Annotated in this window: 23 protein-coding genes; 8 read left to right on the top strand and 15 right to left on the bottom strand. The window is 66.6% G+C overall.

Annotated elements, in window-relative coordinates; genetic code table 11:
- Nucleotides 1-43 precede the first annotated feature (43 nt).
- The 5 genes from EPK82_RS12055 to EPK82_RS12035 form a co-directional block, all read right to left on the bottom strand.
- A complete protein-coding gene (locus EPK82_RS12055; protein ID WP_134676720.1) occupies nucleotides 44-565 on the bottom strand; it encodes a Csu type fimbrial protein in 522 nt (173 codons plus the stop codon).
- A gap of 239 nt (nucleotides 566-804) precedes the next feature.
- On the bottom strand, nucleotides 805-1,626 hold the full coding sequence (locus tag EPK82_RS12050; protein WP_047592577.1) for an ABC transporter ATP-binding protein: 822 nt from the start codon (nucleotides 1,624-1,626) through the stop codon (nucleotides 805-807).
- Nucleotides 1,623-2,687 (bottom strand): FecCD family ABC transporter permease, encoded by a 1,065-nt coding sequence (locus EPK82_RS12045; RefSeq protein WP_134676719.1) that lies wholly within the window; start codon nucleotides 2,685-2,687, stop codon nucleotides 1,623-1,625. Before EPK82_RS12045 ends, EPK82_RS12050 begins: the two co-directional genes overlap by 4 nt.
- A 1-nt stretch (nucleotide 2,688) precedes the next feature.
- Nucleotides 2,689-3,690, bottom strand: a complete 1,002-nt coding sequence (locus EPK82_RS12040) for a FecCD family ABC transporter permease (RefSeq protein ID WP_134676718.1) — start codon at nucleotides 3,688-3,690, stop codon at nucleotides 2,689-2,691.
- Nucleotides 3,690-4,604: an ABC transporter substrate-binding protein gene (locus EPK82_RS12035; protein ID WP_134676717.1), complete on the bottom strand. Its 915-nt coding sequence runs from the start codon at nucleotides 4,602-4,604 to the stop codon at nucleotides 3,690-3,692. Before EPK82_RS12035 ends, EPK82_RS12040 begins: the two co-directional genes overlap by 1 nt.
- Before the next feature lie 271 nt (nucleotides 4,605-4,875).
- Between EPK82_RS12035 and nfsB the strand changes: the two genes are divergently transcribed.
- Nucleotides 4,876-5,526 (top strand): oxygen-insensitive NAD(P)H nitroreductase, encoded by a 651-nt coding sequence (gene nfsB / locus EPK82_RS12030; protein ID WP_134676716.1) that lies wholly within the window; start codon nucleotides 4,876-4,878, stop codon nucleotides 5,524-5,526.
- A gap of 33 nt (nucleotides 5,527-5,559) precedes the next feature.
- On the opposite strand, the gene EPK82_RS12025 is transcribed toward nfsB, so the two are convergent.
- A complete protein-coding gene (locus tag EPK82_RS12025; protein ID WP_037047879.1) occupies nucleotides 5,560-5,955 on the bottom strand; it encodes a RidA family protein in 396 nt (131 codons plus the stop codon).
- Nucleotides 5,956-6,096: 141 nt separating this feature from the next.
- Here EPK82_RS12025 and EPK82_RS12020 point away from each other — a divergent pair, with 141 nt between their 5' ends.
- The 4 genes from EPK82_RS12020 to EPK82_RS12005 all read left to right on the top strand — a co-directional run bounded on the left by EPK82_RS12020 (nucleotide 6,097) and on the right by EPK82_RS12005 (nucleotide 9,190).
- A complete protein-coding gene (locus tag EPK82_RS12020) occupies nucleotides 6,097-7,017 on the top strand; it encodes a LysR family transcriptional regulator (RefSeq protein WP_134676715.1) in 921 nt (306 codons plus the stop codon).
- 115 nt (nucleotides 7,018-7,132) lie between these two features.
- Nucleotides 7,133-7,699 carry a TetR/AcrR family transcriptional regulator gene (locus EPK82_RS12015; protein ID WP_134676714.1) on the top strand — a complete coding sequence of 189 codons (567 nt, stop codon included), beginning with the start codon at nucleotides 7,133-7,135 and terminating at the stop codon, nucleotides 7,697-7,699.
- A 34-nt stretch (nucleotides 7,700-7,733) separates the two neighbouring features.
- Nucleotides 7,734-8,213, top strand: a complete 480-nt coding sequence (locus EPK82_RS12010; protein WP_047591574.1) for a nuclear transport factor 2 family protein — start codon at nucleotides 7,734-7,736, stop codon at nucleotides 8,211-8,213.
- A gap of 65 nt (nucleotides 8,214-8,278) precedes the next feature.
- A complete protein-coding gene (locus EPK82_RS12005; RefSeq protein WP_037047853.1) occupies nucleotides 8,279-9,190 on the top strand; it encodes a LysR family transcriptional regulator in 912 nt (303 codons plus the stop codon).
- Nucleotides 9,191-9,197: 7 nt separating this feature from the next.
- Here the strand turns inward: EPK82_RS12005 and EPK82_RS12000 are convergent, their stop codons facing one another.
- Nucleotides 9,198-9,476, bottom strand: coding sequence for a peptidylprolyl isomerase (locus tag EPK82_RS12000; protein ID WP_134676713.1), 279 nt, complete (start codon nucleotides 9,474-9,476; stop codon nucleotides 9,198-9,200).
- Between the two features lie 148 nt (nucleotides 9,477-9,624).
- Between EPK82_RS12000 and EPK82_RS11995 the strand changes: the two genes are divergently transcribed.
- Nucleotides 9,625-10,845: a PilT/PilU family type 4a pilus ATPase gene (locus EPK82_RS11995; RefSeq protein WP_175253973.1), complete on the top strand. Its 1,221-nt coding sequence runs from the start codon at nucleotides 9,625-9,627 to the stop codon at nucleotides 10,843-10,845.
- Here the strand turns inward: EPK82_RS11995 and EPK82_RS11990 are convergent.
- The 8 genes from EPK82_RS11990 to EPK82_RS11955 form a co-directional block, all read right to left on the bottom strand.
- Nucleotides 10,842-11,600, bottom strand: coding sequence for a substrate-binding periplasmic protein (locus EPK82_RS11990; protein ID WP_134676712.1), 759 nt, complete (start codon nucleotides 11,598-11,600; stop codon nucleotides 10,842-10,844). The two genes, EPK82_RS11995 and EPK82_RS11990, sit on opposite strands and share 4 nt — an antisense overlap.
- Nucleotides 11,601-11,868: 268 nt before the next feature.
- Nucleotides 11,869-13,824: an acetoacetate--CoA ligase gene (locus EPK82_RS11985; protein ID WP_134676711.1), complete on the bottom strand. Its 1,956-nt coding sequence runs from the start codon at nucleotides 13,822-13,824 to the stop codon at nucleotides 11,869-11,871.
- A 71-nt stretch (nucleotides 13,825-13,895) separates the two neighbouring features.
- The gene (locus EPK82_RS11980) at nucleotides 13,896-14,795 is read right to left on the bottom strand and encodes a hydroxymethylglutaryl-CoA lyase (RefSeq protein WP_134676710.1); all 900 of its coding nucleotides are present in this window, start codon (nucleotides 14,793-14,795) and stop codon (nucleotides 13,896-13,898) included.
- 324 nt (nucleotides 14,796-15,119) lie between these two features.
- Entirely contained in the window at nucleotides 15,120-17,060 is a 1,941-nt protein-coding gene (locus tag EPK82_RS11975; protein ID WP_134676709.1) for an acetyl/propionyl/methylcrotonyl-CoA carboxylase subunit alpha, read from the bottom strand.
- The gene (locus EPK82_RS11970) at nucleotides 17,057-17,857 is read right to left on the bottom strand and encodes a gamma-carboxygeranoyl-CoA hydratase (protein ID WP_047591714.1); all 801 of its coding nucleotides are present in this window, start codon (nucleotides 17,855-17,857) and stop codon (nucleotides 17,057-17,059) included. Before EPK82_RS11970 ends, EPK82_RS11975 begins: the two co-directional genes overlap by 4 nt.
- 86 nt (nucleotides 17,858-17,943) lie before the next feature.
- Nucleotides 17,944-19,551, bottom strand: coding sequence for a carboxyl transferase domain-containing protein (locus EPK82_RS11965; RefSeq protein ID WP_134676708.1), 1,608 nt, complete (start codon nucleotides 19,549-19,551; stop codon nucleotides 17,944-17,946).
- A gap of 144 nt (nucleotides 19,552-19,695) precedes the next feature.
- Nucleotides 19,696-20,859, bottom strand: a complete 1,164-nt coding sequence (locus EPK82_RS11960; RefSeq protein WP_134676707.1) for an isovaleryl-CoA dehydrogenase — start codon at nucleotides 20,857-20,859, stop codon at nucleotides 19,696-19,698.
- Nucleotides 20,860-20,894: 35 nt separating this feature from the next.
- Nucleotides 20,895-21,275 carry a MerR family transcriptional regulator gene (locus EPK82_RS11955; protein WP_037047828.1) on the bottom strand — a complete coding sequence of 127 codons (381 nt, stop codon included), beginning with the start codon at nucleotides 21,273-21,275 and terminating at the stop codon, nucleotides 20,895-20,897.
- 176 nt (nucleotides 21,276-21,451) lie between these two features.
- On the opposite strand from EPK82_RS11955, the gene EPK82_RS11950 reads away from it, so the two are divergent.
- Both EPK82_RS11950 and EPK82_RS11945 read left to right on the top strand, forming a co-directional pair.
- Nucleotides 21,452-23,338, top strand: a complete 1,887-nt coding sequence (locus tag EPK82_RS11950) for a sigma-54-dependent Fis family transcriptional regulator (protein ID WP_134676706.1) — start codon at nucleotides 21,452-21,454, stop codon at nucleotides 23,336-23,338.
- Between the two features lie 40 nt (nucleotides 23,339-23,378).
- Nucleotides 23,379-25,094: an ABC transporter ATP-binding protein gene (locus EPK82_RS11945; RefSeq protein WP_134676705.1), complete on the top strand. Its 1,716-nt coding sequence runs from the start codon at nucleotides 23,379-23,381 to the stop codon at nucleotides 25,092-25,094.
- The last annotated feature ends 2 nt before the right edge of the window (nucleotides 25,095-25,096 follow it).

Genomic DNA, 25,096 nt, shown 5'->3' with positions numbered 1-25,096 from the left:
TTCCTTGGTAGGCGTGACGTCCTCTTGCACGGGCCGTGAGGGATTACCAGGCGATGGTTACCTGCACGGTGTCGGTGTAGGTGCCGGCGACGGGCGTGGTCTGCGCCGGTACGCGACCGTAGACGACCACTTCTTCGTCATTGCCGGTACCGGTGCCGGAAAGCACGTTGCCGGTGGCGCCGCCATCGCCCCAGGACTGCGTGCGACCGGCATCCTGGTAGAGGTTGTAGTCGATGAGGACGCCGCCGCTGTTCATGCGTCGCTGTCCGCCGCTGGCGTTCTGCCCGGCGTTCAGCGCAATGGTGTAGGGCGTGTTCTGCGTGCACTGCAGGCCGAACGAGCTGCCGCCGGAGTTGCCGAGGGAGCGTCCGTCGATCAGGTTGTTGAGGTCGTTGTAGTCACCGAATGACAGCGAGCCGAAGGTGTTGCCGCTGCCACTGGCACTGCCGTTGGTGACCGTACAGCCACTGCCGATGGTGATCTGGATGTTCAGTTGACCTTGCAACTCGCCGGCCGAGAACGCCGGTGCGGAGAAGAAGAAGAGGGTCAGTACGGCGCTTCTCATGACGCGCTTCATCGCTCGAGTCCCTTCCAAACGGAGTTGCTTGGACCATAGTTCAAGCTCGTCGGAGGCTCAAAGACGGCCCGCCCCGTCCGGTTGGCGCAGGCAACGAATATTGCGAATAAATGACTGATTGGTCAGGAGAATTTGTCCGTGTAAGTAATAACCGGAATGACGAATCGGTGATGGCTTACAGGGTTTTCAGAGTGCAGCGTCCGGACCGGATTACCCGGCTTGGCGCTTTACAGCCGGCTCACCCCGGCAATCACCGGGGTACCGCTCAGCGGGTCGCTCAGCAGTGTGCAACGCACGCCGTACAGGCGTTCCACCAGCTGCGGCGTGACGATGTCGTTCGGGCTGCCGCTGGCAACGATCCGCCCCTGGTGCATGGCGATCAGGTGATCGGCGTAGCGGCAGGCGCTGGACAGGTCATGCACCACCATGACGATGGTCTTGCCGGCGGCGGCCAACTCGCGGATCAGCTCGAACACCTCGATCTGATGGCCCAGGTCGAGCGCCGAGGTGGGCTCGTCGAGCAGCAGCAGCGGCGTAGTCTGCGCGATGGCCATGGCCAGCCAGGCACGCTGGCGCTGGCCCCCGGACATGGACTCCAGGGGGCGATCGGCCAGTTCGACCAGGTCCGCCGCCGCCAGCGCGGCGTCGACGATCGCCTGATCCTCCTCGCTCCACTGGCGCAGCAAGCTCTGGTGCGGCTGACGGCCGAAGCGGATCAGCTCGCTGACGGTCAACCCATCCGGCGCGCTGGCATCCTGGGGCAGCAGGGCCAGCCGCCGTGCGACCTCGCGCGAGGGCAGGCTGCCGATGGCCTTGCCGTCGAGCAGCACGCTACCGGCGCTGGGCTTGTGCAGGCGGGCCAGGCCGGCAAGCAGGGTGGACTTGCCGCAGCCGTTGGGGCCGACGATGGCGCTGACCTGGCCGCTGGGGATCGTCAGGTTGAGCGTGTCGATGATCAGGCTCTGGGCATAGCCCATGCTCAGTTCACGGGCTTCCAGGCTCACGTCCGTCGGTCTGGCGTCGGCGAGCAGGGAGGAAAGATGGGTCATGTCGAACTCCGTGAGGGCTGGCGCAGCAGAATCCACAGCAGGTAGGGGCCGCCGACCACGGCGGCGATGATGCCCACCGGAATCTCGATGGGGGCCAGCAGGGTGCGCCCGACCCAGTCGGCGAGGATCATCATCAGTGCGCCGCACAGCGCGGCATTGAGCACCGGCACGCCATGCCGGCGGCCCAGGTGACGTGCCATCTCCGGCGCCGCCAGGGCGATCAGGCCGACCGGGCCGACGACGGCAACGGCCAGGGCCGTGAGCCAGACGCAGAGGATCAGGGTGAGCAGGCGCATCAGCTGCAGGCGCACGCCGAGGCCGATGGCGACGCTGTCGGAAAAGCGCATCAGGCTCAGCGCGTTGATCAGCAGCTTGGCCAGGGGCAGGCCGAGCGCCAGACCGATGCCGAGCAGCAGCACCGAGTCGGCCGGGCGCGCATTGAGGCTGCCGACGGTCCAGGGGTAGGCCGCGTTGGCCGCGTCCATGTCGCTGCGCGCCAGCATGAGGTTGGTCAGTGCGCCGAACAGCGCGCCGATGGCGATACCGACGACGATGAAGCGGTAGCCACGTGCGCCGCCGCCTGCGGCCAGGGCGAAGGTCAGCACGGCGGCGGTGGCGGCCCCGCTCAGGGCCAGCGCCGAGGGGGCAAGGCTGGTCGGCACCGCCACGATGGAGGCGACCGCGAAGGCGGTGGCGCCGTTGTCGATGCCGATCACCCCCGGCGTGGCGAGGCGGTTGCGCGCCAGGGTCTGCAGCAGGCAGCCGGCGGCCCCGAGGGCGGCGCCACTGAGCAGGCCGGCGACGAGGCGCGGCAGGCGCAGCTCCTGGATCAGGAACACCTGCAACGGCTCACCCTGGCCAAAGGCGGCCTGCAGTGCCTTCCAGGGCGTGAGGGCGTCATCGCCACTGGCCAGGAGCCAGGTGCTGACGGCGACCAGCAGGGCCCCCAGAATCAGGCCGACCGCCAGGCTGCGTCGATGCAGCAGCAGGCTGCACTCGCCCAGGCGTAGCAGGGAGTGGCCGCTGGGGGCGAGGCGGGGGCGTGCGGATAGATGCTTCATGTCACAAGGTCGGCAGGCGATGGTTGCGCACCACGGCGATCAGGATCGGTGCACCGACGAAGGCGCTCACCACCCCCACCGGCAGTTCGTAAGGCTGCACCAGCAGGCGCGAGATGACGTCGGCCAGGAGCAGGACGCAAGGCCCCAGCAACATGCTCAGCGCCAGCGTGCGACGGATGTCGGAGCCGACCAGGCGCCGCGCGATGTAGGGCACGATCAGGCCGATGAAGGCGATGGGGCCGGCTGCAGCCGTTGCCGTGCCCACCAGGATCGCCACGGTCAGCAGCGTGCCCAGGCGGGTCAGTTGCGGGTGGTGGCCAAGGCCGCTGGCGACGCGCTCACCGAGGGCCAGTGCCGCCAGTGGACGGACGACGATCAGTGCCAGCAACACGCCGGCGAGCAGCCCGGGCATGCTCCACTCGAGCGTGTCGAGGGGGCGTCCGGCGAGGGCGCCGATGACCCAGAAACGCATCTCGTCGGCGGTGCGCTGGTCCCACAGCAGCAACAGGCTGCTGAGCGCGCCGAGCATGCCGGAGAAGGCGGCGCCGGCCAGCACCAGGCGCACCGGGTCATCGCCCACACCGCGCAGACGGGTGACCAGCAGCACCAGCAGGCAACCCAGCAACGCGCCGAGCATGGCGACGCCCAGGTGCAGGCTGGCGGCGGAGGCGCCAAGGTTGATGGCCAGCACCACGGCGAAGGAGGCGCCGGCACTGACGCCCAGCAGGCCCGGCTCGGCCAGTGGATTGCGGGTCACGGCCTGGAGCAGCACCCCGGCCGCGCCGAGGGCGACGCCCACCAGCAGAGCCAGCTCCGTGCGCACCCAGCGCAGCTCGAAGACGATGAAGCGGGCGTCGTCATCCTGGCCGCCCAGCAGCGCATGGAAACTGGGCAGGATGCCGATGTCACTGGCCCCGAGCAGCAGGCTGGCGCCACATAAAAGCAAAAGGCACAGGGCGGCGAAGCCCAGTGCCTTGGCAACGGTCAGGCGTGAGGCGGGCATCAGTCGAGCAGTGCCTTCTCCACGTCATCGAGCACCTGCTGGGCCGCCAGGTAGCCGGAGCTGCTGCTCCAGATCTGCCCATCCACGGTCATCACCTGATCCTCGGCGACGGCTTTCAGGCGCGTGAAGGCCGGCTGCTTGCGGGCATCGTCCAGGGCCTTGCGGCCGTCGGGGTTGAGCGTGGCGAGGAAGATCCAGTCGGCATTGATGCGCGACAGGTTTTCCAGGCTGAGCACGTCGCTGTGTGGCTTCTTCTCCTGGGCGGCCGCCAGCGCGTTGGGGCGCAGGCCGAGGTCGGCGAGCAGCTGACCGACGAACAGGTGGCTGGACATGATCACCGGCCCCTGCGGGTTCCAGCGCACCACGCTGATCGCCTGGCCCTGCGGCAGGCGCTGGCGCAGGGCAGAGCTGCGCGCGTCGATTTCGGCGATGCGTTGCTGGCCTTGCTGCGCCTTGTCGAGCGCCTGGGCGTAGGTCGCGTAGGTGATGCGCCAGTCCTCGAAGCTGTTGCCCTTGGGCACCACGGTCGGGGCCATCAGGTTCAGCTTGGCGTACAGTTCGGGTGACAGTTCGCTCGAGGCCAGGACCAGGTCGGGCTGCAGGCGCAGGATCGCCTCCAGGTTGGGTTCGCGCACGCTGCCCACCAGGGTGATTGCGCCGGCCTTGGCCTTCAGATAGTCCGGCACGTCGTTGCCACCCCGGCTGGCCAGCGTGCCGACGGGTTGCACGCCCAGCGACAAGGCGGCATCCAGCGCGCTATCGCCCAGTGCGACCACGCGCTGCGGCGTGCCGCTGAGTGTCAGCGGGCCATTGGCGCTGTCCAGCGTGCGTTCGCTGGCTTGCAGGGGAAGGTTGAACAGCAGCGTGGCGGCGAACGCCAGCGCAGTGCGTTGCACGAAAGAGGGGATGGACATGCAGGACTCCAGGCCGAAAGGGCTGCAATGACGCCGCCCCATACAGGATCGAAAGCAAGCTATCTTTTACCCTCAAGCGTAATGAAAATCCATTGCGTTTACGAAGTTTTTACAAGGACATCGCTCAAGCTCCGCCTGTGACAGGTGTCTGCAGGGTGGTCATTTTCATTTCTGCTTTGAAACTCCTAGCGCGTTCATCGGCTTCTTTCATGCATTCGAATGCTGCAGACTAGCGCGCATTTCCTTCCCTCCATTGATCAGGAGAGTGTTCATGAGCCCCGTTTCCTTCGCCCGCCAGCGCTACACCACCAAGGCTTACGATGCCAGTCGCCAGGTGGATCAGGCGATCATCGACGAGCTGCTCGAACTGCTGCGTCTGGCCCCGTCGTCGGTCAATTCGCAGCCGTGGCACTTCGTCGTGGCCAGTACCGCCGAGGGCAAGGCGCGTCTGGCCAAGGGCGCCCAGGATGGCTTCGCCTACAACCAGCCGAAGATCCTCAACGCCTCGCACGTGGTCCTGATCTGCGCGCGTCGCGACATCGACGACGCCTACCTGGCCGACGTGCTGCAACAGGAAGCCGACGATGGCCGCTTCCGTGACGATGCGGCGCGCACCGGCCAACACAACACGCGCAGCAGCTACGTCGAACTGCATCGCGGCCTTGGCGACATGCCGCACTGGACGGAGAAACAGGCCTACCTGGCACTGGGCACCCTGCTGCTGGGCGCGGCTGCCAAGGGCGTGGATGCCACGCCGATGGAGGGCATCGACCGGGTGGCGCTGGACGAGGAGCTGGGCCTGGCTGCCCTGGGGCTGAGCAGTGTCGTCGCCGTGGCACTGGGGTACCACAGCGACGGCGACTTCAATGCGGCGCTGCCGAAGTCGCGCCTGCCGGCCGAGCGCGTCTTCACCCACCTCTGAGCACACGGCCCCTGCACAGGGGCCGCGTCGCCATCATTCCGGCAGCTTGGCGATCACCTTGATCTCGAAGTCGAAGCCGGCCAGCCAGGTCACGCCGATGGCCGTCGCGGTCGAGTAGGGGGCTTCGCCCCAGTACTCGGCCGCGACTTCCCAGATGGTCTCGAAGCGCGAATGCGGGTCGACCATGAAGATGGTGGTGTCCACCACATCGTCGAAGCTGCTGCCCGCCGCGGCAAGAATCGCATTGAGGTTGCTGAAGGCCAGGCGCACCTGCTCTTCGAGAACCGGTTCCGGCGAGCCGTCCTTGCGACTGCCGACCTGACCGGAGACGAACAGGAATCCATTGGAGCGCACCGCCGGCGAGTAGCGGTGAAGTTCATAGAGCGCATGGCGATCGGCCGGGAAGACCACGTCACGTTTGGGGTTCATTGCACACCTCCATCTGGGCTGCGCTGCAGCCGTTGTTAACGATGGAGTCACTGTAAGAAGACGCCTGGCCTGGATAAACGCGCAACTCTGGTCATGACTGTTTGTAGAATCCAAACAATCAACAGTCGAGAGAGACGCGAAATGGACCGTTTCGATGCGATGCAGGCGTTCGCGCGCGTGGTCGAGACCGGCAGCTTCACCAAGGCTGCCAGCACCCTGCACATGAGCAAGACCAGCGTGACCCAGCTCGTCCAGCAACTCGAGGCGCGCCTGCGCGTGCGTCTGCTCAACCGCACCACGCGGAAGGTCAATGTCACCGCCGACGGCGCGGCCTATTACGAACGCGTGGTGCGCCTGCTGGCCGATGTCGACGACGCCGAGACCAGCCTGTCCAGCGCGGCGATGGCGCCCCGTGGACGCCTGCGGGTCGACGTGCCCAGCCCCTTTGCGCGGATGCTGCTGATTCCGGCACTGCCGGCGTTCTACGCGCGCTATCCGGAGATTCAGCTGACCCTGGGGGTGAGCGACCGCATCGTCGACATCATCGGCGAGAACGTCGATTGCGTGGTGCGTGGTGGCGAGATCACCGACCAGTCGCTGATCGCCCGCCACGTGGGCGACCTGCAACTGGGCATCTACGCCACGCCAGGCTATCTGCAGCGCAGCGGAACGCCGGGCCACCCGCGCGAACTGGAAGAGGCGGGGCACAGCACCGTGGGCTTTCTCTGGTCGCGGACCGGCAGGGCCTTGCCCTACGCCATGCAGCGGGGCGATGAGCGCATCGAGGCGCAAGGCCGGCCGCTGCTGACCGTCGATGATGGCAATGCCTATCTCGCGGCCGGCCTGGCAGGCCTGGGCATGCTCTGGCTGCCGCATTACATGGCCGCGCCGCACCTGGCCAGCGGCGAGCTGGTGCGCCTGTTCGAGGACTGGCAGATGGCGCCGATGCCGATGTACCTGGCGTTCGCGCCGAACCGCCACGTCAGCGCCAAGCTGCGGGTGTTCATCGACTGGGTGGTGGCGCTGATGGCCGAGCATACCCCGCTGTCGGCGCATCGCTGAGCCAAGAGGGCCGCCCTCCACGAGGCTGACGAGCGGGCAGCAAAGAATTGTCTTGACCGCAGAGAATGATCGTTCTACCTTGCTGAGAACGATCATTCTCTGTGGTGCATGAACCATGCTCGAAGATGCTTCCATCCAGCAGCGCCTGCTGCAGACCACCGAAAGCCTGATCTACGCCGGGGGCATCAACGCCACCGGCATGGATGCCATCGTCAGGGCCTCGGGGGTGGCGCGCAAAAGCATCTATCGCCTGTATCCGACCAAGGAGGCCCTGGTGGCGGCGGCGCTGCGTGCCCGTGACGAGCGCTGGATGCGCTGGTTCATCGATGGCACGTCCAGCGGCGAGCCGCGTGCGCGGCTGCTGGCGATCTTCCCGCTGCTGCGCAGCTGGTTCGAGTCAGCGGACTTTCGCGGCTGCGCGTTCATCAATGCGGCTGGCGAGACCGGCGATCCGAGCAGCGAGATTCGCGCCGTGGCGCGGCTGCACAAGCAGCGCCTGCTCGGCTACCTGAACGAAATCACCGCCGCCTGTGGCCTGGCCGACGCTGCCGGCGTGGCCAGGCAACTGCTGTTGTTGATCGACGGCGCTACCGCCGTTGCCATGGTCACCGGCCAGGCCGATGCCGCCGACTGTGCCGGCCAGACTGCGTCGATGCTGTTGCAGACCCCGAATGCCCAGTGATGGGCGCCATTCCCTGAAAGCAAGAGGTGCCGTTATGTCGTCCAATGATGAAATCCGTCCGCCGCTACCGCCGTTCACCCGCGAGAGTGCCATCGAGAAGGTCCGTCTCGCCGAGGATGGCTGGAACAGCCGGGATGCGGCCAAGGTCGCCAAGGCCTACAGCCTGGATACGCGCTGGCGCAACCGCGCCGAGTTCGTCGACGGGCGCGGTCAGGCGCAGGCCTTCCTCGAACGCAAATGGGCCAAGGAGCTGGAGTACCGCCTGATCAAGGAACTCTGGGCGTTCACCGACAACCGCATCGCCGTGCGCTATGCCTACGAGTGGCGTGACGACTCGGGCAACTGGTTCCGCTCCTACGGCAACGAGAACTGGGAGTTCGGCGCTGACGGCCTGATGGTCAATCGCTACGCCTGCATCAATGACCTACCGATCACCGAGGCCGAGCGCAAGTTCCGCTGGCCACAGGGGCGCCGTCCGGATGATCATCCGGGTCTGTCCGAACTGGGGCTCTGAGCGGCTCGCAGGCACGGGACTTGCTGCGTGAATGCGTCGATGACCCCGAACCCCAAGGATGCCGAATGAATCGCAACGATCTGCGCCGTGTCGACCTGAACCTGCTGGTGATCTTCGAGACCCTGATGTTCGAGAAGAACCTGACGCGGGCTGCGGAGAAGCTGTTCCTCGGCCAGCCGGCAGTCAGTGCAGCGCTGGCGCGCCTGCGCGACCTGTTCGACGACCCGCTGCTGGTGCGCAACGGCCGGGGTTTCGAGCCGACGGCGCGGGCCCTGGCGATTCTCCGGGAGCTGCAGCCGGCGATGGACACCATCTCGGGCGCGGTGAGCCGTGCCCGGGAGTTCAACCCGGCGACCAATCGCGACACCTTCCGCATCGGTCTGTCGGACGATGCCGAGTTCGGACTGTTTCCGGCGCTGCTCAATCAGCTCCGCGAGGAGGCGCCGGAGGTAGTGATCGTGGTGCGGCGGGTCAACTTCCTGCTGATGTCGTCGATGCTGGCGTCGGGGGAGATCTCCGTCGGCGTCAGCTACACCACCGAGCTGCCGGCCAATGCCAAGCGCCGCAAGCTGCGCGAGATGCGCGTCAAGGTGTTGCGCGGCGATGAGCGGCCAGGGCCGCTGACGCTGGACGAGTACTGCGCCCGACCGCATGCGCTGGTGTCCTTCTCGGGCGACCTGTGCGGCAACATCGACAACGATCTGGCGCGCCTCGACCGTTCGCGGCGCGTGGTGCTGGCAGTGCCGCAGTTCAGTGGCTTGCGCTCGATCATCGCGGGGACGGAAATGCTCGCCACGGTGCCGGATTTCGCCGCGGCAGCCCTGATCGAAGGCACCAGCCTGCGCGCGGATGACCCGCCATTCGAGCTGGTCAACTCGGACCTGTCCATGGTCTGGAGCGGGGTGACCGACAACGATCCGGCCGAGCGCTGGATCAGGAGCAAGATCGTCGAGTTCATGGGCGAGCCGGGCGCCTGAGCGGGGCTCAGTCGCGGTAGAACACCTGGATCAGGTGATAGCCGAACTGGGTCTTCACCGGGCCGTGCACCTCGCGCAGGGCCTTCTTGAAAATCACCTGGTCCACCGCGCGGACCATCTGTCCGGGACGGACTTCGCCCAGGTCGCCACCTTTCTTGCCCGACGGGCAGGTGGAGTGCTTGCGCGCCAGTACATCGAAGGCTTCGCCGGCGGTGATGCGCTTCTTCAGGGCCGCCGCTTCCGCTTCGGTCTTGACCAGGATGTGGCGGGCCATTGCCTTTGCCATTGATGGGCTCCTCAATTCTGTCAGCGCGCTATTGTGCCAGCATTCGCTGCGCCAGCAGAATGACGTCAATTTTATGGGTCGTGCGTTGTCCGCACTGCAGGTAATCATGGCCTATGGTATTTCAATCGCTGTTGACGGAAGCGCCGCCATGGATCTCCCTGCAATGCTGAAAGTCCTGTCCACGCAGGACGGTTCCGACCTCTATCTCTCCACCGGCGCGCCGCCCTGTGCCAAGTTCAATGGCGTGCTCAAGGCGCTCAGCCAGGAGCCGCTGAAGGCGGGGGACGTGGCCGCCATCGCGGATTCGGTCATGGATAGCGCGCAGCGCGAGGAGTTCGAGCGCGAACTGGAAATGAACCTGGCGATCTCGCTGGCCGGGGTCGGTCGTTTCCGCATCAACATCTTCAAGCAGCGCAACGAGGTGTCCATCGTTGCGCGCAACATCAAGATGGAGATTCCACGCTTCGAAGACCTCAAGCTGCCCGAGGTCCTGCTCAGCACGGTGATGGAGAAGCGCGGCCTGGTGCTGTTCGTCGGCGGTACCGGTTCGGGCAAGTCGACCTCGCTGGCGGCGCTGATCGATTACCGCAACCGCAACAGCGGTGGCCATATCATCACCATCGAAGACCCGGTGGAGTACGTGCACCGGCACAAGAAGTCGATCATCAACCAGCGCGAGGTGGGCGTGGATACACGCAGCTTCCATGCAGCGCTGAAGAACACCCTGCGCCAGGCGCCGGACGTGATCCTGATCGGCGAGATCCGCGACCGCGAGACCATGGAGCACGCACTGGCCTTCGCCGACACCGGGCACCTGGCGATTTCCACCCTGCATGCCAACAACGCCAACCAGGCGCTGGACCGCATCATCAACTTCTTCCCCGAGGAGCGTCGCCCGCAGTTGCTCAATGACCTGGGCAACAACCTCAAGGCCTTCGTTTCCCAGCGCCTGGTCAAGACCATCGACGGCAAGCGCCGCGCGGCGGTGGAGGTGATGCTGGGGACGCCGACGGTGCGTGATCTGATCAAGCGCAACGAATTCTCCGAGCTCAAGGAAATCATGGAGAAGTCGAAGAACCTCGGCATGCAGACCTTCGACCAGGCGCTGATCGACCTGGTGCACGACGGCGCCATCGACGAGGAAGAGGCGGTGAAGAACGCCGACTCGGCGAACAACGTGCGCCTGAAGCTCAAGCTCTACCGCGACAACCCGGCCAATGCCAAGCCCGCGCCCGTCGCGGCGGCTCCGGTGGCGGCGCCGGCTGCAGCGCCGAAGGCCGCCGAGGCGGGCGACTGGGGGCTGGAACTGAAGCTCGAGGACATCGAGGAAGAGCAGCCGCCGGAGGATCCGGGGCGCCAGGGTATCTAGGGCGTGGGCCAGAGCATTGGGCGGTAGGCCTGGCGTAGCCGCTGGCTGACGCCGTCGTGGTCGAGCTGGGCGATGGCGTCGCGCAGCTGCGTCACCAGCTGGCGGTCGCAGTCGAGCGAGCAGGCCAGGTAGAGGTCGGTGCTTGCCAGGGGTGGGCTCATGCGCAGCTCGTGCCGGCGCGCCGCCGATTTGTGCCAGATGTACAGCGCCTCGTCGATGCCGGTGAACCAGGCATCGATGCGCCGCAGTTCGAGCAGGCGGGCCGGGTTCTCGCCAAGCCGGATCTGCACGATCTGCTGCTCGGCGAAGCCCTCGCGGCGCAGCGTCTCCACCTGTGCGGTGCCCAGCCCGACACCGATGCGCTGGTAGCGCCGGCGCGCCTCGGCGAAGCTGGCCACCGGCTCGTCGAGGCTGAAGAAGGCGCGCTCGAGCAGCATGATCGGGGCTATCCAGGTGTAGCGCGCCTCGCGCTGCGGGGTTCGTGACAGCGGGATGATCAGCAGGTCCTTGCCCTTGCTCACGGTGGCCTGCGCCCGCAACCAGGGCTCGGCGATGATTTCGGTCAGGCGACCGCTGCGGGCGGCGGCGGCCAGCACCACATCACCGACCATGCCGTTGCCGCCTTCATAGTCGTGAAAGGTCAGCGGCGGGGCGTCGGGCAGGTACAGCTTTACCGGCCCTGCTGCCGCTGCACAGACGGCAGCGCACAACGTCAGGACAAACAGCAGGTGTTTGAAATGAGGCACGGTGAACATCCTGTTGTTCAGTGGAGAAACAATAGACGCAAGCGGCTATTACCCTGGGGTCCGTGAGTCTCCGTGACTGGCAGGTGGTGCGGCCGGGCAGGTGCTCGTCGGTAAAATGGCGTCATTATAATGAACAAATATGCCTGAAGGCTAATTGCCATTATTCGGTGCGCTTGCCTGTGCCGCGCGAAGGCTCTGGCATGGGGATTTGCCGGCATTCGCCCGGTTCGGCTGGCGCGAACGCGCCGTGATGCGCGTTGCAGACTGATGCGGGATTTCAGTTCTGCAGTTGTGGCAGGTCGCGATACAGCTCCAGTGCCTTGGGGTTGGCCAGCGCATCGGTGTTCTTCACCGGTCGCCCGTGAACGACATTGCGCACGGCCAGTTCGACGATCTTGCCGCTGATGGTGCGGGGAATGTCAGCGACCTGAACGATTCGCGCCGGTACATGGCGTGGCGTGGTGTTGGCGCGGATCACCTGGCGAATCTCGTCACACAGGGCGTCGTCCAGGGTCGCGCCATCGCGCAGGCGCACGAACAGCACGACGCGCACATCGCCGTCCCATTCCTGGCCGATGGCGATGGACTCCAGCACGCTCGGTACCTTTTCTACCTGGCGGTAGATTTCCGCGGTGCCGATGCGCACCCCGCCGGGGTTGAGCACTGCATCGGAGCGACCGTGGATGATCAGGCCGCCGTGCGCGGTCTCCTCGGCGTAGTCGCCGTGCGCCCAGACGCCAGGGAAGGTGGTGAAGTAGGCCGAGCGGAATCTTTCGCCATCGGCATCGTTCCAGAAGCCGAGCGGCATCGACGGAAAGTGCCGGGCGCAGACCAGCTCGCCCTTGGCGCCATGCAGCGGCCGGGCGTCCTCGTCCCATACCTGCACGTCCATGCCCAGGCCCTTGCACTGCAGTTCGCCGCGCCATACCGGCAGGGTCGGGTTGCCCAGGGCGAAGCAGGAGACGATGTCGGTGCCACCGGAGATCGAGGACAGGCAGACATCGCGCTTCACATCGCGATAGACGTAGTCGAAGCTCTCGTGCGCCAGCGGCGAGCCGGTGGACAGCAGGGTCCTGAGTGTCGTCAGGCGATGGCTTTCCCGTGGTTTGACGCCGGCCTTCTCCAGCGCGGCGATGAACTTGGCGCTGCTGCCGAACACGGAGATGCCCTCGGCGTCGATCAGGTCGATCAGGCGGGTGGGCTCGGGGTGCAGCGGCGATCCGTCGTAGAGCACCAGGGTGGCGCCCAGTGCCAGGCCGGATACCAGCCAGTTCCACATCATCCAGCCGCAGGTGGTGTAGTAGAACAGGGTGTCGTCGGCGCCCAGGTCGGTATGCAGGCCCAGTTCCTTGAGGTGCTGCAGGAGCGTGCCTCCGACGCCATGGACGATGCACTTGGGCACTCCGGTGGTACCGCTGGAGTAGAGGATGTACAGCGGCTGGGAGAAGGCGACCGGGACGAACTGCGGCGCGCCGCCGGGCTGGTAGAAGTCCTGCCACAGGCTGACCTGCGCGGATGACCTGTAATCCTCGGGGCTGGCCTGCAGGCGCGTGTACGGCACGATCAGCAGCTGCTCCAGGCTGGGCAGTCGCTCGAGTATTTCGCCCAGCTTGGCACTCAGGTCCAGGTCCTTGCCGGCATAACGGTAGCCGGCAGCGGCGATCAGCACCTTGGGCTCGATCTGGCCGAAGCGGTCGATCACGCCCTGGGTGCCGAAGTCGGGCGAGCAGCTTGACCAGGTGGCGCCCAGGCTGGCACTGGCCAGCATGCCCACCACCGTTTGCCAGGTATTGGGCATGAACGCCGCCACCCGGTCGCCGACACCGACGCCGGCATCGCGCAGGCTGCGTTGCAGGCCGGCGACATGCGCGGCCAGTTGCGCGTAGCTGAGCTGCTCGCGGCGACCGTCTTCGCTCACGGCCACCAGCGCCGGGTGGCCGTCGCGGCGGCGCAGCAGGTGTTCGGCGAAGTTCAGGGTGGCGCCGGGAAACCACTGCGCATCCGGCATGGCCGGACCTTCGTGCAACACACACTCGGCGCGAGCGTGCCAGCGCACGTCGAAGACATCGGCGATGGCCTGCCAGAACGCCTCGCGCTGCGCGACGCTCCAGGCGTGCAGGGCGGGGTAGTCGGCCAGCTGCAGGGCATGGCGGTGGTTGACGAAGTGGCGCAGGGCTTCCATGCGGCTGGCCGCGACACGTTCGGCGCAGGGTCTCCACAGAGGTTGCGGCATGATGAGTCCTCGTGGTCGTCGTGCTCAGCCTTCAGCTTAGCTCGACCACCGGGCCTCATCGTCTCCCGGCGCTAGTGACTCAGGCGCGCGCGCGCCACGCGTGAACCGTTGGCCTTGCCCAGTACCTGGCAGATGCGCTGGCCAGCGGCGATCAACCCGTCCATGTCCATGCCGGTGTCGATGCCCAGGCCTTGCAGCAGGTAGAGCACATCCTCGCTGGCGACGTTGCCGGTGGCGCCCTTGGCGTAGGGGCAGCCGCCGAGCCCGGCGACCGAGCTGTCGAACACGCTGATGCCTTCGAGCAGGCTGGCGTAGATGTTGGCCAGGGCCTGACCGTAGGTGTCATGGAAGTGCCCGGCCAGCCGCTCACGCGGAACGTCGCGGCTGACCACGTCGAGCAGCGCGCGGGTCTTGCCGGCGGTGCCGGTGCCGATGGTATCGCCCAGCGAAACCTCGTAGCAGCCCATGGCATGAAGCTCGCGTGCCACTGCGGCAACCTGCTGCGGGGCGACGTCGCCGTCGTAGGGACAGCCCAGCACGCAGGAGACGTAGCCACGCACGCGCACCTTGGCGGCCTTGGCCGCCTCCAGCAGCGGCACGAAGCGCTGCAGGCTGTCGGCGATGGAGCAGTTGATGTTCTTCTGCGAGAAGGCTTCGCTGGCCGCGGCGAACACCGCCACTTCCTCCACCTTCGCCTCCAGCGCGGCCTCGAAGCCCTTGAGGTTGGGGGTGAGCGCCGCATAGGTGATGCCTGGCCGGCGCTGGATGCCGCTGAACACCTCGGCGGAGCCGGCCATCTGTGGCACCCATTTGGGCGAGACGAAGCTGCCGACTTCGATGTAGCGCAGGCCGGCGGCGCTCAGGTCATCGACCAGGCGTACCTTGTCGGCGACGCTGATCGGCTGTTTCTCGTTCTGCAGGCCGTCGCGCGGGCCGACTTCGACCAGGCGCACGGAGTGGGGCAGGTTCATCGGGTTTCCTCGTCGGTATCCGGTTGTAACGCATGGGGTGGACATCGCTTTTCATGTCCACCTCGATATGGGTGGGGGCCTTTATGGTGGATCGATACAGCGTGATCCACCCTACGGTTCGCGTTCAATCCGTGCGTAGGGTGGACATCGCCTTTCATGTCCGCCTCGATGCGGGTGGGTGCCCTGATGGTGGATCGATACAGCGTGATCCACCCTGCGGTTCGCGTTCAATCCGCGCGTAGTGCGTAGGGTGGACATCGCCTTTCATGTCCACCTCGATGCGGGTGGGTGCCCTTGTGGTGGATCGATACAGCGTGATCCACCCTACGACTCGAGTTCCACCAGCACTGTGCCTTCGCTGACCATTTCCCCTTCGCAGCAATACAGCGCCTTGACCGTGCCAGCTTCGGGCGCGCGGATGCTGTGCTCCATCTTCATCGCCTCCAGCACCACCAGGGCGGTGCCGGCCTCGACCGTCTGGCCGGCCTCGACCAGCACACGGACGATGCTGCCGTTCATGGGCGCGCCCAGGCCGCCGTGCTGGGCATGGCTGGCCTCGGCCGCCGCGATGGGGTCGAAGCGGGTGATGGCATGCAACTCGCCATGCCATTGCAGGTAGAGGGTATCGCCACGGCGCATGCAGCGCAGGCGCTGGCGCGTGCCCTCGATATCCGCCTGCAGGGTGTCGTCACCGAAATGCGCCTGGTTGCCGGCGCGCACCTTGCGGTTTGTGCCCTGGCAGCTCAGGTGCAGGTCGACTTCTGCCGCCCCGGCGCTGCGCCAGCCACTGCGGTTGGCCCAGGGCGAGTGGCTGTCGTCGGTACGCTGCAGGGCCGCCTCGGTCTGCACCCAGGCGTCGGCGGCGAGCTGCCAGAAGCGCTCCGGCAGTTCGCCGGGGCTGGGCAGCAGCTGCTGCTGGTGGCGGGGGATGAAACCGGTATCCAGTTCGCAGGCGGCGAACGCCGGATGGGAGAGGATGCGGCGCAGGAATGCGAGGTTGGTCCTGACGCCGCCGACCAGGGTTTCGTCGAGCATGGTCAGCAGGCGCAGGCGTGCCTGTTCGCGGTCCTCGCCCCAGGCGATCAGCTTGCCCAGCATGGGGTCGTAGAAGGGCGAAACGCTGTCGCCCTCGGCCACGCCGCTGTCGAAGCGGCGACCGTCGCCGGCCGCACCTTCGCGGTAGAGCGCCAGGGTGCCGGTGGCCGGCAGGAAGTCATGATCCGGGTCTTCGGCATACAAGCGCACCTCGATGGCGTGGCCGTTCAGCGGCACCTGTTGCTGGCTGATCGGCAGTGGCTCGCCACGGGCGACACGAATCTGCCAGGCCACCAGGTCGAGGCCGGTGATGGCCTCGGTGACCGGGTGCTCGACCTGCAGGCGCGTGTTCATTTCCATGAAGAAGAAGTCGCCGCGCTCGTCGAGCAGGAACTCCACCGTACCTGCACCGACATAGCCGATGGCCTGCGCGGCCTTGACCGCTGCCTCGCCCATGGCACGCCGCAATTCGGTGCTCAGGCCGGGGGCGGGGGCTTCCTCGACCACCTTCTGATGGCGCCGCTGGATCGAGCAGTCGCGTTCGTTGAGGTACAGGCAGTTGCCATGTCGGTCGGCGAAAACCTGGATTTCCACATGGCGGGGTTTGAGCACGTACTTCTCCACCAGCATGCGCGAATCGCCGAAGGCCGACTGCGCCTCGCGCTGGGCGGATGCCAGGGTTTCGCCCAGTTGCGCCTCCGACTCGGCGACCTTCATGCCCTTGCCGCCGCCGCCGGCAGCCGCCTTGAGCAGCACCGGGTAGCCGATGCGTGCGGCGGCCTCGCGGAAGGTCTCGAGGTCCTGCTTGTCGCCATGGTAACCGGGCACCAGCGGCACGCCGGCCGCTTCCATCAGCGACTTGGCGGCCGACTTGCTGCCCATCGCCTCGATGGCCGAGGCGGGCGGGCCGAGAAAGACCAGCCCGGCCTGCTCGATGGCCTGGGCAAAACCGGCGTTCTCCGAGAGGAAGCCATAGCCGGGGTGGATGGCCTGGGCACCGCTGGCCTTGGCGGCGGCGATGATCCGGTCGATCAGCAGGTAGCTGTCGGCGGGCTTGGCGCCGCCGAGATCGACCGCCATATCGGCTTCCCGGACATGCCGTGCCTCGGCGTCGATGGCGCTGTGCACGGCCACGGTGCGGATGCCCATGGCCTTGGCCGTGCGCATCACCCGGCAGGCGATCTCGCCCCGGTTGGCGACCAGCAGGGTATCGATATGGGTGGGCTTCATGCTTGCGGCTCCTGCCAGGCGGGCGTGCGTTTTTCCAGGAAGGCTCGGAGTCCTTCCTGGCCCTCGGGGCTGATGCGGATCCGGGCGATGGCATTCTCGGTGTAGCGACGCAGGGCCGGGGTCAGCTCACCGCTGGCCACTTCGCGCAGCAGGTCCTTGCTGGCGCGCATGGCCTGCGGGCTGTTCAGCAGCAGGTTGGCGACCCAGGCATCGACCTGCGACTCCAGTTCATCAGCGGGGTAGCACTCGGCGAGCAGGCCCAGTTCGCGGGCGCGCTTGCCGTCGAAACGCTCGGCAGTCAGGGCATAGCGCCTGGCCGCGCGCTCGCCGATGGCCTGCACCACGAACGGGCTGATCACCGCCGGGGCCAGGCCGATGCGCACTTCGGAGAGGGAGAACAGTGCGTCCTCGCTACCGATGGCCAGGTCGCAGCAACTGGTCAGGCCCACCGCGCCGCCGAACGCCGCCCCCTGCACCACGGCGAGGGTGGGAATCTTCAGTGCGGCAAGGTTGTACATCAGCTCCGCCAGCTCGCGCGCGTCATTCAGGTTGGCGTTGTAGTCGAGCCCGGCCGCTTGCTGCATCCAGGCCAGGTCGGCGCCGGCCGAGAAGTGCTTGCCGCGGCCACGCAGGAGGAGGAAGCGCAGGCTCTTGTCTTCGCCCACGGCATCGAGGGCGAGGATCAGCTCGCGAATCATCTCGGCGTTGAAGGCGTTGTTCTTTTCCGCCCGGTTCAGCCACAGGGTGGCGAAGCCGCGTGTATCGGTTTCAAGCTGTACGGTGGTGAAGTCGGTCATATCTCGTCGCTCTCAGATCTGCGGTGTAGGAGCCGGCTTGCCGGCGATGCTGCTGATCGCCCGCAAGCGGGCTCCTACCGGCTGCTTTACATGCGGAACACGCCGAAACGGGTCGGCTCGATCGGCGCATTGAGGCTGGCGGACAGCGCCAGGGCCAGCACGTCGCGGGTCTGTGCCGGGTCGATCACGCCGTCGTCCCACAGCCGGGCACTGGAGTAGAAGGCGTGCGCCTGGTGCTCGTACTGCTCGACGATGGGCTGCTTCAGGCGCTGTTCCTCGTCATCGCCGAAAGGCTGCCCGGCGCGTTGCGCCTGTTCGCGCTTGACCTGCACCAGCACGCCAGCGGCCTGTTGCGCGCCCATCACGCCGATGCGTGCGTTGGGCCACATCCACAGGAAGCGTGGGTCGTAGGCGCGGCCGCACATGCCGTAGTTGCCGGCGCCGAAGCTGCCACCGATGATCACGGTGAACTTCGGCACCTGGGCACAGGCCACGGCGGTGACCAGCTTGGCACCATGCTTGGCGATGCCGCCTTCCTCGTACCTCTTGCCGACCATGAAGCCGGTGATGTTCTGCAGGAACAGCAGCGGGATGCCGCGCTGGCAGGCCAGCTCGACGAAGTGCGCGCCTTTCTGCGCCGATTCGGCGAAGAGAATGCCGTTGTTCGCCAGGATCGCCACCGGGTAGCCGTTGATGCGGGCGAAGCCGCACACCAGCGTGGTGCCGAACAACGCCTTGAACTCATCCAGCTGCGAGTCGTCGACGATACGGGCGATGACTTCGCGCACGTCGAACGGCTGCTTGGCATCGGCCGGAATCACCCCGTACAGCTCCTCGGCCGCATGGCGAGGGGCGATGGGCGCACGGCTGTCCAACTGGCCGAGCTTGCGCCAGTTCAGGTTGGCGATGCTGCGCCGGGCCAGGGCCAGGGCGTGTTCGTCGTCCTCGGCATAGTGGTCGGCCACGCCGCTGGTCTTGCAGTGCACGTCGGCGCCGCCCAGTTCTTCGGCGCTGACCACCTCGCCGGTGGCCGCTTTCACCAGTGGCGGGCCGGCGAGGAAGATGGTGGCCTGCTCGCGGACCATGATGGTCTCGTCGCTCATCGCCGGCACATAGGCGCCGCCAGCGGTGCAGGAGCCCATCACCACGGCGATCTGCGGGATGCCCAGGGCGCTCATGTTGGCCTGGTTGAAGAAGATGCGGCCGAAGTGCTCGCGATCCGGGAATACCTCGTCCTGGCGCGGCAGGTTGGCGCCGCCGGAGTCCACCAGGTAGATGCACGGCAGGCGGTTCTCGCGGGCGATGGCCTGGGCGCGCAGGTGCTTCTTCACCGTCAGCGGGTAGTAGGAGCCGCCCTTCACCGTGGCGTCGTTGGCCACGATCATGCATTCCACGCCCTCTACACGGCCGATGCCGGCGATCACCCCGGCTGCCGGCACGTCCTCGCCGTAGACGTCATGGGCGGCGAGCTGGCCGATCTCGAGGAAGGGCGAGCCGGCATCGAGCAGGCGGTTGATGCGTTCGCGCGGCAGCAGCTTGCCGCGCGCGGTATGGCGCTCCTGCGCCTTGGTTCCGCCGCCCTGCTGAACGCGGGCGAGCAGGGCGCGCAGGTCGTCCACCTGGGCGAGCATGGCGGCCTGGTTGGCGGCGAACTCCGGCGAACGGGTGTTGATCTGGGTGTGCAGGATGGCCATTGGCGCACTCCGAATTGCAGGCTTTAGCTCCCCTCTCCCGTTCACGGGAGAGGGGCTGGGGGAGAGGGTGGTGCTAGCACCTCCGGCCCTCTCCCTAACCCTCTCCCACAAGTGGGAGAGGGGACTGTCCGCGCTGTTTGAGGGTTATTTGGTTTCGTTGAACAGCTCGCGGCCGATCAGCATGCGGCGGATTTCGCTGGTGCCGGCGCCGATCTCGTAGAGCTTGGCGTCACGCAGCAGGCGGCCGGCCGGGTACTCGTTGGTGTAGCCGTTGCCGCCGAGCAGCTGGATGGTGTCCAGCGCCATCCTGGTGGCCATTTCGGCGGTGTAGAGGATCACCGCAGCGGCGTCCTTGCGCGATTCCTCGCCACGGTCACAGGCACGGGCGACGTTGTACAGGTAGGACTTGGAGGCGTTCATGCCGGCGTACATGTCGGCCAGCTTGCCCTGCACCAGCTGGAATTCGCCGATCGACTGCTTGAACTGCTGGCGCTCGTGCACGTAGGGCAGCACCACGTCCATGCAGGCGCTCATGATCCCGGTCGGCCCGCCGGACAGCACGGTACGTTCGTAGTCCAGGCCGCTCATCAGCACGCGCACGCCACAGCCCTCGGCGCCGAGCACGTTCTCCTCCGGCACTTCGCAGTCCTCGAACAGCAGCTCGCAGGTGTTGGAACCGCGCATGCCCAGCTTGTCCAGCTTCTGGTGACGGGAGAAGCCCTTGAAGTCGCGCTCGACGATGAACGCGGTCATGCCGCGCGAGCCGGCGTTGACGTCGGTCTTGGCATAGATCACGTAGGTGTGGGCATCCGGACCGTTGGTGATCCACATCTTGTTGCCGTTGAGCACGTAGCGGTCGCCGCGCTTCTCGGCGCGCAGCTTCATCGACACCACGTCGGAGCCGGCGTTGGGCTCGCTCATGGCCAGGGCGCCGACATGTTCGCCGGAGCACAGGCCAGGCAGGTACTTGAGCTTCTGCTCGTGGCTGCCGTTCTTGTGGATCTGGTTGACGCACAGGTTGGAGTGCGCGCCGTAGGACAGGCCGACGGAGGCCGATGCGCGGCTGATCTCTTCCATTGCCACGACGTGGGCCAGGTAACCCATGTTGGTGCCGCCGTACTGCTCGTCGACGGTCATGCCGAGCAGGCCCATGTCGCCGAACTTGCGCCACATGTCCATGGGGAACTCGTTGTCGCGGTCGATCTGTGCGGCGCGCGGGGCCAACTCCACCTGGGCGAAGTGGTGCACGGCATCGCGCAGCATGTCGATGGTCTCGCCGAGGCCGAAATTCAGGGTTGGGTAGCTCATGGTTCCACCTGTGTCTTGTATTTGTTGAAAGGGGATCAGCTGTTCGTCTCGGCGAGTGCCGCCAGACAGCGTTCCTCCGCGGTATCCAGTTCGAGCTGCATCTGCTGGATGTCGAGCAGTTGCTGCTCGAGCTGGGCGCGGCGGGCGGCGATCTTGTTCATGAAGGTTTCCAGCTGCTTGCGGTTGCCGCCGCTGGGGTCGTAGAGGTCGATCAGTTCCTTGCACTCGGCCAGCGAGAAACCGATGCGCTTGCCGCGCAGAATCAGCTTCAGGGCGACCAGGTCCTTGGGCGAGTAGATGCGTTCCTGGCCGCGCCGCTCGGGACTGAGCATGCCTTGCTCTTCATAGAAGCGGATGGCGCGGGTGGTGACGTCCAGCTCGCGGGCCAGATCGGAGATCGAAAAAGTCGTGGGCATGGGGCTGTCTCGTTTACCTTTACGTTAACGTAAGCTTGTGCGAATCTTCCTGTCAACACCCCCGAGGGGCCCGAGAGTGGCATCACTTGTGCTTGCCAGGGCAGGCACTCTTTACGGGCTCGAGTCCTGGGTGTAGACCTTTACCGGTGCACGAGGCTGCCGAGTTGGAGCGAGATATGGCGCAGAGCTTCCAGACAGACCCACTCAAGGATTCACGACAGGCTCGCCTGCGCCTGGTCGCCGACGGCCAGCTTCCGCCAGGCGTACTGCGCGAAGAGATCGACGCGTCGTGGCGGCGCAGCCTGGGCCATGGGCTCGACTGCCTGGAGGGCGAGCGCAGCGATTTCTTCCACGACCTGCGCTTGCTGCTCGACGACAATCGCATGCTCATCGATGCCGCGACTCCGGAGATGGAGTACCTGGTGACGCAGCAGGGGCGCGCTGGCCTGGTGATACTGGGTGATGCCCAGGCCAATGTCCTGGCCATCGAAGGCCCTGACGACTACCTCAAGCAACCGGGGCTGCGTGACCTGCGTCCCGGCAGTTGCTGGAGCGAAACCCTGTGTGGCACCAACGCCATCGGCACGGCCGTCGTCGAGGGCCGGCCGACGCTGATCAACTGCGGCGAGCATTACCTCGATCGCCTGAGCCCTTTCTCCTGCACCTCGGTGCCGTTGCGTGACCCCCAGGGACGGATCGTCGGCGTTCTGGACGTGACCCGCGAAGGCATCATGGCGCAACCCCAGGACAGCCTGACCATGCTGATGCTGGCGGCCGGCAACATCGAAAGCCGGCTGTTCGGCCTGTGCTATCCGGACCACCTGGTACTGGCCTTCCACAGCCGCCCGCAATACCTCGGCAGCGCCTGGCATGGCCTGTTGGCACTGAGCCTGGATGGCGAGGTCCTCGCTGCCAACGAGCGGGCGTGCGAGTTGCTCCAGCTGTCGCGTGAGACGCTCACCGGGCGTCGCGCCAGCGAGCTGATCGGCGAGCGCTCGCCGCAGTTCATCGCGCGCCTGCTCCAGGGTGGCATCAGCAGCGTGCAGACCGCCAAGGGCGAATTCTTCTTTCGCACGTTGCAGGTTCCCCGGCCTGCCAGCCCGGGTACGGGAGTGCCGCCGCGTACCCGCCCGGGTGCCGTTGCCCGACCGCTGGAAGACCTGGCCGGGCAGGACACCCGTTACGCACGTGCCTTGCGCATGGCGCGCCAGGGCCTGGCCAGCGACTTGCCCGTGCTGTTGCTGGGCGAGACCGGCACCGGCAAGGAGGTGGTGGCCCGTGCCCTGCACCAGTCGGGGCGGCGGGCGGACAAACCCTTCGTCGCGGTGAACTGCGCCGCGATCCCCGAGGGGCTGATCGAATCCGAACTGTTCGGTTACCGCGAGGGCGCCTTCACCGGCTCGCGCCGTGGCGGCATGGTCGGGCGCCTGATGCAGGCCCAGGGCGGCACGCTGTTTCTCGATGAGATCGGTGACATGCCGCTGGCCTTGCAGGCGCGTCTGCTGCGCGTCCTGCAGGAACGCAAGGTGGCGCCGCTGGGCGCAGCCGAAGAACAGGACATCGACGTGGCGCTGATCTGCGCGACCCACCATGACCTCAAGCGCCTGGTGCTGGAAAAGCACTTCCGTGAAGACCTCTACTACCGTATCAACGGCGTCAGCCTGCGCCTGCCGGCCCTGCGCGAGCGAAGCGACCTGGAGCAGATGGTGGCGAGCGTGCTGCACAGGCATGGAGCCGCACATGTGACCCTGGACAGGCCGCTGGCCGAGCTGCTCGGCAGCTACGACTGGCCGGGCAACATCCGCCAGCTGGAAATGGTCCTGCGCGCGGCGCTGGCGATGCGCGAGGAGGGCGAAACGGTGATCGGCCTGGATCACCTCACGGACAGCCTGCTCGATGAACTGACCGGCAGCTGCCGGCAGAGTGGCAGCATCCGCGAGAACGAGATGGAGCTGATCCGCACCAGCCTGGAGCGCCACCAGGGCAATGTCTCCGCCGCGGCCGATGCCCTGGGCATCAGCCGGGCGACCCTGTATCGCAAGCTCAAGCAGATGGGCAAATGATGGCTCCCCCCCTTGCTGCGGGCGCTGTAGCGGGGCGGCCATGCCCAGATTGCTGACCCAGCTGGTCGATACCCACGACCCCGAACTGTTGCGCCGATCGCTGGCCTGGCTGTTCGGCTTCGTCAGGCCGCATCGGCGTGCCATCGCGGCCTTGCTCGGGCTGTCGCTGTGCGCCTCGCTGCTGGTGCTGGCGCAGCCGTGGCTGACCAAGAGCCTGATCGACGACGGCTTGCTGGCCAGGGACTTCCCGCGCCTGCTGCAGGTGGCGCTGGCCATGGTAGCGGTCGGCATCCTCGGTACCCTGTTGTCCGGTATCAATCGTTACCTGCATACAGGTTTGTCCGGGCGCATCCTGTTCGCTCTGCGCGATGACCTGTATCGCCACCTGCAGCAGCTGTCGCCGGCCTTCTACGGGCGCAAGCGGCTGGGCGACATCCTTTCGCGGCTCGATGGCGACGTGGCGGAAATCCAGCGTTTTGCCGTGGACTCGCTGTTCTCCGCCGTCTCCAGCGTCATCGGCCTGCTCGGCGCGGTGGCGTTGATGCTGGTCCTGTCCTGGCAGCTGTCGTTGCTGCTGGCGCTGCTGATCCCCCTCGAGGTTCTCTGGTTGCGCTGGATGCGGCGCAAGGTCGAGCGCGAGGTGCGCAGCCTGCGCGAGCGCTCGGCGGATGTCTCGTCGTTCCTGGTCGAGACCCTGCCGGCGATGAAGTTCATCCAGGCCAGCGCTGCCCAGCAGCGTGAGTCAGCACGCCTGGAAGGGCTGGGCCAGGGCTACATGCGCCAGTTGCTCAAGGTGCAGGTGACGGAGTTCTTCACCCACGCGCTGCCCGGCACCCTGACCTCGTTGTCACGCGCCTGCGCCTTTCTGATCGGTGGCTACTGGGTCATCCAGGGCACCTGGCAGGTGGGCGCGCTGATTGCGTTCTCCACCTACCTGGGGATGGCCGTCGGGCCGGTGCAGAGCCTGCTGGGCCTGTATGTGGCCTTGCAGCGCATGACCGTCAGCCTCGGCCGGGTCATGGAGCTGCAGCAGGAGCCGGTCAGCGTGCGCCAGCCCGCTGCGCCGTCACCCCTTGCCGAGGGGGGCGGGGAACTGCGCCTGGAGGACGTGCACTTCAGCCATGAGCAGCGCAGCGGTGCAGTGTTGAGGGGCGTCGACCTGGTGATCCCGGCGGGGCTCAAGGTGGCGATCAGCGGCGCGTCCGGGGTGGGCAAGTCGACCCTGATCGATCTGCTGCAGCGTTTCTATGATCCTGACCAGGGCCGGGTGCTGCTCGATGGCGTCGACCTGCGCGAGCTGGACCTGTTCGCCCTGCGCCGCAGTATCGCGGTGGTCAGCCAGGATATCGTGCTGTTTCGCGGCACTTTGGCAGAAAACCTTTCCTACAGCGCACCGAGCGCCAGCCGCGAGGCGCTGCAACGGGTTGCCCGGCTGGCGCGCCTGGACGAGCTGATCGCCAGCCTGCCACAGGGCCTGGACAGTCCGCTGGGCGAGCGTGGCCAGCAGCTCTCCGGCGGCCAGCGGCAGCGCATCGCCATTGCCCGCGCGCTGCTGCAGGAGCCGCGCATCCTGGTGCTCGACGAGGCCACCTCGGCGGTGGACGAGGCCACCGAGCGCGAGGTGATCGCCGCCATCGACCAGCTCTTCGCCGGGCGCACGCGCATCCTGATCAGCCACCGGCCATCGACACTGCGCGAGGCCGACCTCAGCCTGTGTCTGCAGCAGGGCCGGTTGCAGCGCCTGGAACCGGCATGAGC

Origin of the sequence: Ectopseudomonas khazarica, assembly GCF_004521985.1 — a bacterium.
GTDB classification, from domain to species: domain Bacteria; phylum Pseudomonadota; class Gammaproteobacteria; order Pseudomonadales; family Pseudomonadaceae; genus Aquipseudomonas; species Aquipseudomonas khazarica.
Note: the sequence above shows the minus strand (reverse complement) of the source record. Positions and strands in the feature narration are given on the sequence as shown.